Genomic DNA, 14575 nt, shown 5'->3' with positions numbered 1-14575 from the left:
GACGTTCCTGCACCAACACAAAAAATGGCCTTTTTTTAAGAATTGAACAGTGTGAAAAAGATCACAAAAAAAAACCTTAAAACAGGGATAATTGGAGGTTTTTATGAACCTTAGAATCAAGGAAGAATGTAAATGCATAAGTATGTTACAAGCTTTGGTTTAGTCGCTTTGTTGGCCTCATGTGGACCAGAGGGGTCCGATACACCAAAAAACGATCAAACATCAAATAAAAACTATGATAACCAAGTGTGTGGTTCAAACCCCGACGATTCAAAATTACTGAAGCAAAACGTTGATATCGACTCATCTATAGATTGGTTAATGATTGAAGGGATGACCACTGCTGCAAAAGATTTTTCTGATTCTTTGCCTGATGATGACTTTGAAGGCGGCTTCATCGGTATTACATTTTTAAGCCCAAGCATGGCGGATATTTTTACTGGTGCGCTTGCAGTCTATACGTGCAGCGAAGTGACATACGCTCTAAACCAATGCAACTGGAGCATTGCCGGTGAAGACTCTACAACGACGGTCTCTACGACCGTTTTTGAGGACAAAACCTATAAGGCTGAAATCAAAGAATCCGATAGCAATGGCTCAAATGAACAGACTACGATGATCATTGATGGTGACCAAACTGATATTGGCAACTTAACCATTCGTATGTTTGAAGATGATCAGCTCATATTAACACGTATCTCAAGCCGTACTTCATCTGGTACTGAAAAAGTTGAATATATAACAGACGACAATCATTGGATAGCAACTGAAACACAAAGCTGTTCAGGGTCAATAGATTTAGAAACAACAAATAAAGATGGATCAATTGTAACGTTTGATGCTAGCTGGACTTACTCCAATGGCAGCACAACAGGTGAGCTGGATTATTTCAAAACAGGTACGGATGGACATATCATTCGAAGCTGGTAACAATTGATTAAAGGATGCGCAACAATAGCCAGTTCGCATCCTTGCGCCAATTTAGGCCACCTGAGCTTGCTTTGAACGCTCCGCCACATACTCTTCATAACTGCCTTTAAAACTCACCAATTGCTGGCCTTTCACATCAATAATGTGATTGGCTAATGAAGATGCGAACTCTCTATCGTGGCTGTCAAAAATCAACGTACCGTCAAAATTTAACAAGGCGTTATTGAGCGCTTTGAACTTCCCCCGTTTTAGTGGACACCTCTAGATAACGCATCTGGAGGTAATTTTGCCAAAGTATAATAATCCACGTAAAACGTGGCAGTATTCAACAGAGTTTAAAGTTCGAGCTGTTAAAATGAGCTATCAACCTGATATTAAAAGTTCTCAGGTTGCGGAAGGCTTGGGTATTCATCCATTTATGTTGTCCCGTTGGCGCAAAGAGTATCGAGAAGGCCATCTTCAAGGTGATGGAAAAAGGCGAGTAGGTTTGTCAAAGAAACGCAAAGTGAAATCGGCGAAGCAAATAACTGAGAACGCTCAGTTAAAAAAAGAAATCGATAGATTAAAGAGGGAAAATGACCTTCTAAAAAAGTGGCAACAGTATCTGGCGGATCAACATCAGAACGATTTGGGTTCATCCACAGATACGGAAAAGAAATAGGGGTACGTAACCTTTGTCGTTGGATGCAGGTATCGCCCAGCGGCTACTATGCATGGCGTCAGCGAGGGACAACAGATCGGGCATTGTCCGATCAGCAATTGTTAAAACAGATCACGAAGATATTTGACGACAGTCACGGACGATATGGCAGTCCTAGAGTCTATGAATCCCTGCGTCAGAGCGGTTACCGCATCGCTAAGAAGCGTGTCGAGCGGCTAATGCGTGAAGCAGGGCTCAAAGCCAGGGTCACCAAAGTAACGCGGCGAATGCCAGGACTTAAACGCTTCATAGCGAAAGGTGAAAATCGATTATTAGCGCGCGACGCTGCAACGGCACCGGATCAAGTTTGGGTCGCCGATGTAACCTATATTAAATTACAAGGAAAGTGGACGTATTTAGCAACGATCATGGATCAATACTCGCGCCGGATATTGGGTTGGTCATTATCCTATTCTAGAACAACGGAGTTAACGACAACCGCTTTAAGGTATGTCATTAAAAAAGGGCGAAACCCAAAAAATGTTATTTTTCACACCGATAGAGGTGTTGAATTTACGGGCTCGGTCTTTCAATCTGAATTGGTAAAATATGGTATGCATCACAGTGTCAATCGACCAGGACATTGTACAGACAATGCGTTCATGGAATCGTTTTACCATTCCTTAAAAGGTGAGTTAATCCGGCAAACCTATTTTAAAGGAATAGAAGAGTTGCGATCTGAGCTTAGCAGGTATATAAATAAATTTTACAATACGGTGAGGTTACACTCAGGTATTGGGTATATGTCACCAATTAATTATGAACAAATGGCAGCGTGAATCCCGAGGTGTCCATTTTATCGGGGGAAGATCACTTCAAGGGCTTCCATGAACCTGTGGTTAGTTGGCTCATCCACGACCAGTACGTTTTCAAGAGAGTTAGCCATTGTGAGAACATGGGTAATTCACAAAAATTGCTTTAAGAATGCCATCGCGCTCGATAAGCCTTTTCACAACAAAAGGTGTCAACTTGTTGTTTGCCATTTCAAAAGTTGTCTCATCGGCCGTGATTACTTGAATTTTCAATTGCTCACCCGAAACAGCCCGATACACAAAAGGCACTTGTGCCAAGGTGAACGCGAGCGACCCTGTTTCTAGAGGCATGCTTTGCCACTGATCATGCACATCCAAGTAGTTAAAGGTATTTGGTTCTGTTAAGAATTCGTGCTCTGCTAACAGTCCATGAACAATTTCAATATGGCCATCTTGCCACCTGATACCAAACTCTCCTAAGCGAGTGATGAGCTCTTCTTTAACTTGCCCTGTCATTCCCGGTTGCCGAGCTATGCCGGATTCCGGCGTGTGGCTATAAGGATCGGTCGGAAACGCGCCATATTGCTCAGGTGTTTTATTAAAGCCAATTCCAGCGCGAATATCGTAAAAGGCTTTTTTGAGTTCAATTGCAGTTTCGCTATGTTCTGTGTGAGCAACAAACCAATTTTCCTGCGCGGCTAGCAACAATTTAGACACCATATGCCAATAGGTGCTGCCTAATCCCTCGTAGCCGAAAAACGACCCCGAGCGTCCAGTAAAGGACTTATGATTAAATGTTTTTTCAAATAATTCGAATAAGCGTAGTTTATCTGGCTCTTGTATATTTACGTCTGACAAACGCTGCGCTAAATCTTTAGCATTGCGAAAATTGGCATTAAAGTGAAAGAGTCCCGCTTCACTTTCCGTCAGAATTCGATGTTTTAACAGTTCTGATTTGCTTTGATTTAATGCGCTAAGATCTTTCGATTCTATGCAGTTTTTATCAATAAATTGCGTCAGGCTTTTATTAGGATATAGGAGGTAGGTGTGTTGGTCTTCACGATATAAATCACTGCTTCGCAATGAGTTGAGCAATTGAAGACTTTCACTTGGGTTCAACACATTAGCAGATAACATGGCGACTTGACCCTCAAGCATGAGCGGTAAATGTGTCACCTCGGCAGCTAAGTCACTTAGATGTAAAATATTATACCCATGGTACAGGCCATCTTTACGGCGGTTATTGTGTAATGTAGCGGCAAGAACGGGCAGCACTTGATCTAAAAATTCAACGATTCCGGATAGCGCGAGCGAAGCTTTGACGTTGGATAATCCATTTGCATAGACTTCCGCTCTATAGACATCAGCGGCATTCGAGCTTGCTTCTAAAAATCCAAAGCGCTTTTTTGAATCCAACTGGTTAGGAATATGTAAATACTGCGAGCGGATCTGCTCAAACCAATTAAAAACAGATTCACTAATCTCAATAGTCCCCTTAACCTCTCTTAAGGCTTTACGCATAAAGAGCAAATGTCGATGTAAATAGGCAACGGTCACAACAGACAAGCCCCAGCCCGCTAATGCATTATTCGCGTCGTTCCATTCAGGGCGTTGCGTGTTCATCCAAATACCACCATCGGGCACAAAGTTGCTCAGCTTAGCCAACCACAGTGTCAGCAGTTTCTCAATTAAATTGCCGTGTATAACCTTTTGTTCTGAATCCAGTAGCAGCTTGCCGTCGCTGCCCATTTTTTCAACTGTTGAGTTGATTAAATCGTTGAGAGCATCGTCAAACTTAATACTGTCGTACGGGTTATCTTTTAGTTGTGTGAACGATTTAATTCTATAAGGAACATTTGCATAGCTAAACTGGGCTTGATGGTGGTTTTCGGTAATCCATTTTGGATTCATGGAAACTTGAAGCTCTATGAGTTTAGAAAGATAAATTATTTGGTGGTCACTCCAATACCCAATATTCGCCCAATCATTATCTGGCTCAGGGGTTTCCCATTCAATCCCATTGCGGGTTACCCGATAAGGATTGTAACCATCCGTCGTGGTTGCATTCAAAAACGCACTGATCATAGAGGGCAAATATTTTGGATAAGAAAGCGCCAGTGGCTCCCAGTTTTGAAATATATCGCGCCAATTACCCTGATAGTCCTTGATCGGCACGCCATCGGTGTCTCTTAGATTGATCGAAAACTTATTCCAAGGTCGGCTAGGGTCACCGTGACGACGGCTAAAACTGATCGGCAGATATTCGTTAGCAATACGCTTTAAATCAGTTGAATGGCATGTATTTAATAGGTCACGTAGCTCTGATATAGATACAGATTCTGGCACAGTCGCCCACCAATCATGTTCCGCCAATCTTTTTTGACGTTGACTTACAAAGGCCAACAGATCACGGCGCATTATCGAGTAGCCTTGTGTAAATAAGCCCCCGCGCATTATATTAAATAGCGTATTGGCTTGATGATGAACGGTTGCTAGTTCGTCGTCAGAAGTTTGTATACCGTCGGCTTTTGCCAAGTACTGCTCTAAGCTATGTGACCCGCTACGAACGTCTTCGCTTACTTGAGAAAACAACCCATCTGCAGACACTTGTTTAATTAATTGTTGAATACTTGGACCATCTTGCGTGACTTCACAGACTTGCATCCATTGTATTTGCTCTCCCGGCGCTAAAGTGATGTCTGCTGTTATAAAATAGCTACCTCGCTTACCTCTTTGCTGGACATTTGTGTCTACGTTTGTATTTGCGGCAAATTGTTTTGGTGCATTTTCACTTAAGCTAACCTTTGCACTGAAACGATTTTCCTCGATGCAGTGCCAAACGCTATTCGCCAGCAAACTCTCGGAAGGTTCGGCTAAATCAGTCAGCCTAGAACTCATATAGAAAGCGGCTAGGTTATTTTGATAGCAGTCAGCCGATTTATAGGCATCAAGCAACACACTGTTGTCATTTTGTAATTCTGCTGTGATGTTTGCTGGAATAATATTCTGCAGTCCATCTAAAAATGATATGTCACGCGGCAATTCACTTTCATTACGCAGTGTCACTGAACGCACAATGCCATGCAGATTGCTGAATGACCAGCCGTACTCAAAGGTCAGACCGTTTCTTGATTCACTGAAAAACAGTTGATCACCCAACGTGCTTTTATAGAGTGATCTGTTGTCAAAATCTTCCACTAACGCATTAGTCTGAAATGGCTGCCACAATTGACCGTTTTCTTTTATTAAGGTCATAGGACCCGTGCAATGCGCCATATCCGTTATTTTATCTTCTGTGTAATAAGGGAACAGCGCTCGATCTGAATGTTGCCGGCCAGCGGTTAACCCACCGTTGCTGGAAATAAATAACCAGTGGTCATAGGCGCTTACCACGGACATAAAGAAGTTGCTCATTCTGTGGTAATTGGTGATTTGGTAAAATCGTTGACCACGATAAGTACAAAACGCTCCGTGAACGTCTAAGTTGGATCGTGACTTTACCGCAGCATCACTGTCTTTTAAAAGCATTACCATGGGGTATCCTAAAATGATGAAAGATCAACGTTGACCGACAAAATGATTATTGAATGAACCAAAGACGACGTTACTTCGCACCGTTATGATTATCGGCGCGAAGTAATATTTTACGATTCAGTTAGAACTGATAACGAACATTGCGAACTTCTACTTCAAGATCGCCCCCACCAAATGCTTCAACTACAAAAGCGTTTATGACCGAACTTAAGTTCAATACACCACTGCCATCTAAGCGGTTATTGTTTGCAACAAATTGACTCACCGGTATCGCATAAGAAACCCAGTTTGAATCAATCGGCATACTCTGGCTTGTTTCACTTAAAGCAACATCACCTAGGTTAGGCCAACCGCTATCAATTTTAATGAGCACATCGCTCGCGCTGCCTTGATTGACAATCCTCAAATCGAACGCGATATCGGCGTTTGCTAAGCTGCTTAGATCTACTGCTGCGCCAGAGCTTCCTATAGAAATGTTTCCACCGCCTGAGTGGGTGCCATTCATGACACCATTCGAAATTGTAAGCGTATCGGTCCAAGGCTCGTTATAGCCGTGGTATAAAAAGCCATCAAAGCCTGCTGCGAATTCAGTGCTTAATAAGTGTAATGGGCGAGTGAGCGTTACGTTGCGTACGTCTACATGTAGATCTCCACCACCGAAAGCTTCAATAACAAACGGGTTAATAACGTGACTCAATTCAAAATTCCCGCTGCCATCTAATCGGTTATTATTGGCAACAAAATCTGCAACGTTGACCGAGTAGGAGTGCCACTCGTTGTTAGTAGGCATGCCCGTTGGTGTCTCACTTAAAGCAACGTCACCAACGTTTGGCCAACCACCGTCCATTTTAACTAAGACATCCGCGGCACTGCCAAAGCTGGCGATACGTAATTCAAAATTAAGTTGACCTTGAGCGAACGCGGATAAATCAATATGGCCAGAAGTAGAGCCAATTGAAATATTGCCTCCGCCATTGTGTTGGCCAGACATGACACCCTCGATAATTGTTAAAGAGTCGGTACTGGCTTCACCATAGCCATGGTATAAATAGGCATCAAATCCAGAGCCTATTGTTTCTGTAAGGAGTTCCAGCTCATAACCGTAGGCATCGGTTTCAATTGGAACGTATTCTCCTTTACTCATTTGTAAATCTTTAATTTGAATGTTCAGCTGTGACCCGCCAACTTGTTCGAATTTTCCTGAAATATCAACGCTGGTTAAGTCGAATCCGGGGGCATTTAGAAGCATATCTGAAACAGGAATCACAACATCTGTCCAACCTTCAGCGCCTTTCATTCCAAAATATTGTTGATCCAGCACGACATGAGCGAAACTTCCCGCGGTGTTACTGAACCCAACTTTCAAACCCGTCGCATCGCCATCGACCCATCGAATTTTAAATCGGTATTCTCCGCCACCATAGGGAGTTGCATCAAATGTATTGCCTTGATCGCCGTATAAATACATCACGCCCGTTTGATCAAATTTTAAATCAATTAATCCATCTCTAATGGCGTATTCATCACCGCCGTCGGCATCATCCCACTTTGCCATTTGCCAATTGGCGGCTAGCTGGCCGTCAAAGATAACGAGCGGATCGGCGTTAAAATCTGCCGCGATCGGCAATTCAGGCTCTACCACACCACTTTCTAACGTGTAAGATCCTTCTTTGCCTTTGCTACCACACGCGACACCGGTTTCATCTTTTTCGCACTGATACACACGTACGTAATCAATTAGCAATTCAGCTTCGTTAATGGCCGGGTCGATTCCGCCTTCATTAACATTCGCAGCCCAGTTTCCACCCATAGCTAAATTCATAATTAAGTGAAAGTTTTGATTAAACGGTGCAGGTGTCATCTCACTGCTGCGCCATACACCGTTTTCATCTTTATAATGGGTATACCAACCTTCTTGCGTTTGAGTGGCATAGTGATGATTGTCCACAAACCAACGAATGGCACCCTCTTCCCATTCAATTGAATAAATATGAAAGTCATCCGAAGGGTTAATGCGTTCATCGCCAAAGTCATATTCAACACCTGAATATACGTTTCCTGGCCAGGCGCGACCATAATGCAATGTTCCATGGACACGGTTTTCGACTTTTGTTTCACCGGTTTCTTCATCAACATAAGTTGATTTCAAATTAACGGCTTCCATGATGTCTATTTCCCCAGACATCGCCCAACCACCGAATTCCCAATCGGTTGGTAGCATCCAAATGGCAGGCCAAGTACCTTGCCCCGATGGCAGCTTAGCTCTAATTTCAAAGCGTCCATATTTCCAGTCATTTTCAAAATTAAATTGCGCAGGTTGACCATCGATGTACTCAACAGGACTAACTGAACGTAAGCGCGCAGACGTGAATGATTTGGTATTCATGTTACTAGGATCGTAGCGCGGGTCATCAGGGTTATACACGGGCCCAGTATACGCTTCTCGAATCGCTTTAATGGTTAACACGCCATCTTCTACGTAAGCGTTCTCTGGGCGATCGGTGTAACATTGCGCTTCGTTGTTACCACCGCCCCAACAATTGACCTCGAAAGCCCATTTATTGTCATCAATGTACTGGCCGTCAAATTCATCTGAAAATACGAGCGTCCAGCCTTTTTTATCCGGATCAAACGGCTTTTCGAATGGCTTGCAACTTATGAAGGTTAAAGCTACGACTGACATAGCCAACAACGATGTTGATTTTGTTTTTATATTTTTCATCTGTTTTCCTCTTAGTTTTGCGTGGTTGCTTTACTAAACATAAAACTCAGTAAAGGTAACAACGAACAAAGTGATCTTCGGCCAGCTGTGTCACCGGCGGCATACTTTCTCGGCATTCTTCGACCGCCTTTAAACATCGGTTTGCAAAAGGACAGCCTTTACTTTCTGGTTTCCACAAAGGTATCTCTGCTTTCTTCGCCATCTCTGTGCGCTCTTTTCGAATGCCTGGCTCTGGGACAGCAGAAATGAGTAATTGGGTATAAGGGTGCTGGGGGTTTTGAGTAACAGAATCGCTATTACCCCACTCAACCATATGCCCTACATACATCACGGCCGTGCGCTCTGCAAAATAGCGAGCAGTGGCAATATCGTGAGTGATGTACATAAAACCAATGCCATCTTGCTTCATGTCTTCCATCAAATTGAGAATGCCCAATCGAATTGAGACATCGAGCATCGATATCGGCTCGTCGGCTAAAATAAAATTGGCTCCAACGGCCAATGCTCTTGCAATTGAAACTCGCTGCCGTTGGCCGCCCGATAGCTCGTGAGGGTATTTATTCGCCGTTTGCTTAGCCGGCGTTAACCCTACCCGCTCCAAAAGCTCTATTACTCGTTTCTCGATTTCATCAACCGATAAACTCGGGTGGTGAATTTTTAATGGTCTTGCGAGATGGTGATGAATCGTATGTACTGCGTTAAGAGAACCAAATGGATCTTGGAAGATCATTTGAACTTCTTTGGCATAATCGCGCTGATTCATCTGGTTCTTTTTTTCATTTACATTGATATCTTGCAGCCAAATATTGCCACTGGTCGGTTGGTATAATCGGCATAAGGCTCGGGCACAGGTACTTTTTCCACTGCCTGACTCGCCGACGATCGCTAACGCCTCACCCGCTTTCAAAATAAAACTTACCTTGTTAACCGCCCTCATATATTGCTTATTAAAAATTGCATTATCTAAGGCAAAATCAATGACGAGATCTTCAACATAGATACTTGGCTTTTCACTCATAAATGCTTTCTTAGCCGCGTTCATACGGAAGCTCCTCTATCGTGAACGACGTGACACGCGACAAGTCGATTTGCGTTCTGGGTTAACCCGGTTAATTCAGGCTCTATTGATTTGCAACTCTCAATGCAGGATTTGCAGCGTGCTTGGAAGTAGCAGCCTTGTGGTGTTTCCAATAAATTCAGAGGGCTTCCTGGAATGCCTTCAAGCCTAACTTTCGGACCGTGGATGGTAGGGAAAGACCCAACCAAACCTTTGGTATAGGGATGCTCAGCCGATTCTAATACGTCTTTTGCCGAGCCCAATTCAACTAACTTTCCGGCATACATAATGCCAATGCGATCCGCAATTTCTCCCATGAGCCCAAGGTCATGGCTAATAAATAAAATTGCAAAACCAAACTTGTCTTTAAGTTCGAAAAGTTCGTCCATAATGTCGCGCTCTACAACAACATCTAAGGCCGTTGTAGGTTCGTCCATGATGATCAGCTTTGGTCGTAATATAAGGGCGATGGCAATCACCACTCGTTGGCGCATGCCACCACTCAATTGATGAGGATAGGAGTTCATTCGAGAAGGGTGCAAACCCACGGTTTCCAACAATGTTTCACCTTTAGCGATGGCCTCTGCTTTAGACACATTTTTATGAGCCAGTACAACATCTACTAGCTGTTCGCCAATGGTAATAACAGGGTTCAATGAATTCATTGCGCTTTGAAAAACCATGGCCGTTTCATTCCAACGAAAGCGGCGCAATTCCTCTTGGTTCATTTTCAATACATCGCGGTCTTCAAATAATATTTCGCCATCTGTAATTAATGCGGGCGCACTGTGCAAATTGGAAATAGCAAACGCCAGAGTGCTCTTACCACAGCCAGATTCACCCGCAAGCCCCACCGTTTCACCAGGATAAATGTTAAACGAAACATGATCACAAGCGCGTGCATTTCCTTGGTTAGTCACGTAGTCAACGCAAACGTTTTTAATTTGCAGCAAAGGGCGCTGTAGTTCTGTCATGACTGAACTCCTTTTCGCTTAGCATCAATTTCAGCTTTCATTCGCTTCCAAATTTTTATATAGGTGCCGGTTCGCAGTTTGGGGTTTGATACTTGATCAATTGAGATATTTAAGAGCGCTAAACCACCACCGACGAAAGCGACAAATAATCCTGGAATGACAAAATCCCACCAGGCTCCGACATAAAGGGCCGCCGTAGCTTGTGCCCAATACAGCATCGTTCCCCACGACACTACGGAGGCATCGCCTAGCCCTAAGAATTCTAAGGTGACTTGCATGCCAATAGCGTATAAGGCAGTTCCGATAAACATACCGGCAACCAAAGAGATAAGGTTGGGTATGATCTCAATCAGAATGATCCGCCACTTACTTTCCCCCATCACCTCGGCAGAAGTAATAAATTCTTTTTGTCGAATCACTAATGTTTGTGAACGCATGACGCGTGCGCCCCAGGGCCAAGAAGTGAAGCCAATGATCAACGAAATAATTAAGGGGCCAACCTCGCCTAAAAACGCTGCGAGAATAATCAGTAATGGCAGTTGAGGTAGCACAAGAAACACATTGGTAATGGCCATCATAATTTCATCTATTTTCCCGCCGACATAACCGCTGGTAACACCGATGAGCAACGCTAAAATAGTTGTGGTAAGGGCGGCCGAAAACGCGACCGTTAATGACACTCGGCCGCCATATAAAACTTGGCTAAAGACATCTTTGCCCGCTCGAGTTGAGCCAAACCATAACTCTGAAGAAGGAGGTTGGTGACCCCGTGCTACTCGGCGATTTGGATCTTTATCGGTTAAAATAGGCGCTGCTAAGCAAGCAATAATGATCAGTGACACTATCGACGCGCCAATGATACCCGCCGGGTTGCCTTTGAAAAATCGGCCAGCAGATACCTTAAAGTTTTTAATTAGTTTCATAACGCTAAATTCTCATTTAGATTCACTTAATGACTCGTTTACTTTTAAAAGATAAAAACGAATATTTATTTTCGAAGACGAGGGTCTAGGATCAAATACAATAAGTCCGCAATGAAATTTGCAATCAACACACACAATACGATCAATAAAAAGGTAGCTTGCATTAGCGGGTAATCTCGTGCGGAGACAGATTTAATAATGAGCTGCCCAATGCCTGGGTAGTTAAAAACTTGTTCAACAATGACTTGCCCTGCTACCGCTAACCCCAGTGCCATAGAAATGGCCGTAACAACTGGCAATATTGCATTTCGGGCGGCATAGTGTGTCATGATGCGTCGATCACTAAGCCCTTTTGCTTTTGCCATCGTAATGTAATCTTCACCTAAAATATTGACCATGGCATTGCGCATGGTAAACACCCAGGTGGCTAACATTGATCCAACAAGCGTCACTAAAGGAAGAACAGCGTGGTGCCCCACACTTTTAATGAACGGCCAATTCCAACCAACATCTAAATCTGGATTTGAAGCAAAGCCTAACGGGAACCACTTCAACGTTACGGCAAATATAAAGAAAATAAACAACGCCGTGACGGCTTGCGGAATAGAAGCTAAAAATTGTAATGAAACTGGCATGAAGCGATCAAATAGGCCGCCCCTGTTGTATGAGGCATACAGTCCAATCATGCACCCAGCAACGATAGACGTAATGGATGCAAGGCCCACCAAGAATAAAGTCCAAGGCAGCGTATTATTGAGAACCAGCTTTACCTCTGTAGGAAACAGCATGATGGTGGGACCAAGATCCAGCGTAAGTACACTCTTTAAATACTGAAGGTACTGCACCCATAGTGGACCGTCGACAAAACCGAGCATCTCTTTAAACGCAGAAAGCTGCTCAATAGACATTTTCCCGCCTGCGGCAATGAACAGGGCATCAACAGGATCACCAGGCATCAATCGGGGCAGCACAAAATTGAAAGTAATCGCTACAAATATAGCCACCAAATAAAAGCCTAATCGTCTTAGGATAAAACCCATTACGCATTCCTCTTATACAGAACTTCCAGGTATGATTAGAGTTCGTAAGATCGTTACAAAGGGTCTGCCATTGGCTATCGCCAGTCACTGCAGACCACGGTCTAGAGAGTGGATTAAAAAAATATTTTTAATCCACTTTGATCAACTAACTATTTCGCGTATAGGTTTTCAAAGACAATCAGCTTAGTGCCGCCATCATAGAATACTGGGCGAACATAAGGATTTTCTTCCGTTGGAAAGCCTTCAACACGAGTCGTGTTGTATTGGAACCAGGTTGCATTCGACATAACAGGAATGAACGGTAAGTTTTCTGCGGTAAAGATCATCAATTCATTTAGAATCTCTTGACGTCGCTTAGGATCATCGATCACACCATATTCATCGACCAATGCACCAAGCTCATCAGACGCCATGCCATGCCCGGCATGCCAAATCTGACCAACTCGTGCTGGGTGATAATATTCTCTATAGGCATTAATCGCGGCTACCTGATTTGTCGCTGACCAATTGAAAATTACATCATAAGTTCCATCTTTGGCGGCTGAATCATAGGCTGACCAATCCACAAGCTTTGTGCTGGCTTTTATGCCAATCTCGTCTAAATATTCGGTAGTGATCTGCACCATCTGTACAACATCGGTCCAACCGGCTGGAATCATAATTTCAAAATCAATTTTTGAACCATCAGGATTTTCTAGGTATCCATCACCATCAACATCTTTATAGCCGGCTTTCTTAAGTAGCTTGGTTGACTCTTTTGGATCATAAGTGGCTAGTTTTGCGTACTTTTTATTAATCTTTTTATCCATAGAGGCAGCATGTAACTGCCCTAACCCAACAACCGTTTCTTCTGCCGTTGGGTACCCATAAGCGGCTAAATCAACAATGGTTGGTCGGTCAATCGCCATGGAGAAAGCTTTGCGAAAGTTAATGTCGCTAAACGGCGCCTTTCGAGTGTTTAGATACATGTTCCAAAGATCGTTGGCAGGGTACCAATAACCGTGTGTATCAGGGTTTGATTTCACGTAAGTTTTATCAATATCGGCTACAAAGTTAGAACCCCAATCAATTTCATCATTCATAAGCGCAGGCAGTATTTGCGAGTTATCAGAATACTGACGGAACTTAATGCAATCGAGATAAGGCAAGCCTTGATCGGCCTTGTAATAATTTGGATTGCGGCATATTTCTACTTGGTTGGTTTTTACTGATTTAACTTCTGTAATCGGTCCAGAACCAACCGGGTTCGGGTTGGTGAATAGAATCTTATCCTTAACGCTTGAGAAAACATGCTGAGGCACAACCCACATCGCAGGCAAATACCAATCTACGGTGGTGTTTACATCGTTAAAGTTTACTCTAACACTGGTGTTGTTGATCTTTTCAACGTTTTTGATCACACCGTTGGCCCATTGGCCAGCGAGATCTAATTTAGGGTCTTCTTTGCCTAAGTTTAACGAGAACGCTAGGTCATCGGCATCCAATACCTGGCCATCAGACCAGGTAAGATTATCTCGCAGCTTAATGGTGATTGATTTTTTATCGTCGGCGTATTCAAAGCTTTCTGCCAGACGATAGTCAATGTCGCCTTTAATTGTATTGTAAATCCATAACGGCTCGTACATCGTGCCCGATACCATGTCGGCTTGTACCCCGTTTAATGGATTAAAATCTTCAATAAAGGTTGTGGCGATTAAAGGGACCGTCAGTGTACCGCCTTGCTTATGCTGAGCGGCCTGGACATTCATTGAAATACCTGCAGCAACTGCAGTAATAGCAATGACAGAAGTTAATTTTTTCATGTCTTACCTCATTTATTCTTGTTTTCAATAGGTTTTATCAAGGCTTCCAACAACGGCTCATAGGCTTGTTCAACCAAAATGAAAGCGCTTACACTTGCTTCAATTTAAAAGCGCTATTCATTTGACCAAATCAATGAAAGC

11 protein-coding genes are annotated in these 14575 nt (G+C 43.3%); 2 read left to right on the top strand and 9 right to left on the bottom strand.

Annotated features, from left to right (window positions below; genetic code table 11):
• Positions 1 to 132 precede the first annotated feature (132 nt).
• Entirely contained in the window at positions 133 to 930 is a 798-nt protein-coding gene (locus tag QWZ13_RS03210; RefSeq protein ID WP_290280510.1) for a hypothetical protein, read from the top strand.
• Here the strand turns inward: QWZ13_RS03210 and QWZ13_RS03205 are convergent.
• Both QWZ13_RS03205 and QWZ13_RS03200 read right to left on the bottom strand, forming a co-directional pair.
• A complete protein-coding gene (locus QWZ13_RS03205; RefSeq protein ID WP_290280509.1) occupies positions 885 to 1019 on the bottom strand; it encodes a hypothetical protein in 135 nt (44 codons plus the stop codon). The genes QWZ13_RS03210 and QWZ13_RS03205 overlap by 46 nt on opposite strands.
• Positions 982 to 1146 carry a hypothetical protein gene (locus QWZ13_RS03200; protein WP_290280508.1) on the bottom strand — a complete coding sequence of 55 codons (165 nt, stop codon included), beginning with the start codon at positions 1144 to 1146 and terminating at the stop codon, positions 982 to 984. The genes QWZ13_RS03205 and QWZ13_RS03200 overlap by 38 nt, the downstream gene beginning before the upstream one ends.
• A gap of 70 nt (positions 1147 to 1216) precedes the next feature.
• Between QWZ13_RS03200 and QWZ13_RS03195 the strand changes: the two genes are divergently transcribed.
• Positions 1217 to 2409, top strand: a protein-coding gene (locus QWZ13_RS03195; RefSeq protein ID WP_290280507.1) for an IS3 family transposase whose coding sequence is annotated in 2 segments (ribosomal slippage) — positions 1217 to 1514 and positions 1514 to 2409 — 1194 coding nt in all. Because the reading frame shifts where the segments join, the coding sequence is not laid out codon by codon here.
• A 99-nt stretch (positions 2410 to 2508) separates the two neighbouring features.
• Here QWZ13_RS03195 and QWZ13_RS03190 read toward each other — a convergent pair.
• The 7 genes from QWZ13_RS03190 to QWZ13_RS03160 all read right to left on the bottom strand — a co-directional run bounded on the left by QWZ13_RS03190 (position 2509) and on the right by QWZ13_RS03160 (position 14434).
• Positions 2509 to 5916 carry a 1,3-beta-D-glucan phosphorylase, GH149 family gene (locus QWZ13_RS03190; protein WP_290280506.1) on the bottom strand — a complete coding sequence of 1136 codons (3408 nt, stop codon included), beginning with the start codon at positions 5914 to 5916 and terminating at the stop codon, positions 2509 to 2511.
• Between the two features lie 121 nt (positions 5917 to 6037).
• Positions 6038 to 8638, bottom strand: coding sequence for a glycoside hydrolase family 16 protein (locus QWZ13_RS03185; RefSeq protein ID WP_290280505.1), 2601 nt, complete (start codon positions 8636 to 8638; stop codon positions 6038 to 6040).
• Positions 8639 to 8684: 46 nt separating this feature from the next.
• Positions 8685 to 9680 carry an ABC transporter ATP-binding protein gene (locus QWZ13_RS03180; protein WP_290280504.1) on the bottom strand — a complete coding sequence of 332 codons (996 nt, stop codon included), beginning with the start codon at positions 9678 to 9680 and terminating at the stop codon, positions 8685 to 8687.
• Positions 9677 to 10669 carry an ABC transporter ATP-binding protein gene (locus tag QWZ13_RS03175; RefSeq protein WP_290280503.1) on the bottom strand — a complete coding sequence of 331 codons (993 nt, stop codon included), beginning with the start codon at positions 10667 to 10669 and terminating at the stop codon, positions 9677 to 9679. The genes QWZ13_RS03180 and QWZ13_RS03175 overlap by 4 nt, the downstream gene beginning before the upstream one ends.
• A complete protein-coding gene (locus QWZ13_RS03170; protein ID WP_290280502.1) occupies positions 10666 to 11592 on the bottom strand; it encodes an ABC transporter permease in 927 nt (308 codons plus the stop codon). Before QWZ13_RS03170 ends, QWZ13_RS03175 begins: the two co-directional genes overlap by 4 nt.
• 65 nt (positions 11593 to 11657) lie before the next feature.
• Complete coding sequence (locus QWZ13_RS03165) at positions 11658 to 12632, bottom strand: ABC transporter permease (RefSeq protein WP_216001700.1); 975 nt, start codon at positions 12630 to 12632, stop codon at positions 11658 to 11660.
• Positions 12633 to 12781: 149 nt separating this feature from the next.
• Positions 12782 to 14434: an ABC transporter substrate-binding protein gene (locus QWZ13_RS03160; protein WP_290280501.1), complete on the bottom strand. Its 1653-nt coding sequence runs from the start codon at positions 14432 to 14434 to the stop codon at positions 12782 to 12784.
• Positions 14435 to 14575 lie beyond the last annotated feature (141 nt).

Source organism: Reinekea marina (assembly GCF_030409715.1).
GTDB classification, from domain to species: Bacteria; Pseudomonadota; Gammaproteobacteria; order Pseudomonadales; family Natronospirillaceae; genus Reinekea; species Reinekea marina.
This window is presented reverse-complemented; position numbering and strand designations above follow the sequence as displayed.

Excerpts from the sequence above, each read along its gene's own strand:
- QWZ13_RS03180 (WP_290280504.1), bottom strand. The coding sequence starts at position 9,680 with ATGAACGCGGCTAAGAAAGCATTTATGAGTGAAAAGCCAAGTATCTAT.
- QWZ13_RS03160 (WP_290280501.1), bottom strand. The coding sequence starts at position 14,434 with ATGAAAAAATTAACTTCTGTCATTGCTATTACTGCAGTTGCTGCAGGT.
- QWZ13_RS03185 (WP_290280505.1), bottom strand. The coding sequence starts at position 8,638 with ATGAAAAATATAAAAACAAAATCAACATCGTTGTTGGCTATGTCAGTC.
- QWZ13_RS03210 (WP_290280510.1), top strand. The coding sequence starts at position 133 with ATGCATAAGTATGTTACAAGCTTTGGTTTAGTCGCTTTGTTGGCCTCA.
- QWZ13_RS03205 (WP_290280509.1), bottom strand. The coding sequence starts at position 1,019 with ATGTGGCGGAGCGTTCAAAGCAAGCTCAGGTGGCCTAAATTGGCGCAA.
- QWZ13_RS03170 (WP_290280502.1), bottom strand. The coding sequence starts at position 11,592 with ATGAAACTAATTAAAAACTTTAAGGTATCTGCTGGCCGATTTTTCAAA.
- QWZ13_RS03175 (WP_290280503.1), bottom strand. The coding sequence starts at position 10,669 with ATGACAGAACTACAGCGCCCTTTGCTGCAAATTAAAAACGTTTGCGTT.
- QWZ13_RS03190 (WP_290280506.1), bottom strand. The coding sequence starts at position 5,916 with ATGGTAATGCTTTTAAAAGACAGTGATGCTGCGGTAAAGTCACGATCC.
- QWZ13_RS03165 (WP_216001700.1), bottom strand. The coding sequence starts at position 12,632 with ATGGGTTTTATCCTAAGACGATTAGGCTTTTATTTGGTGGCTATATTT.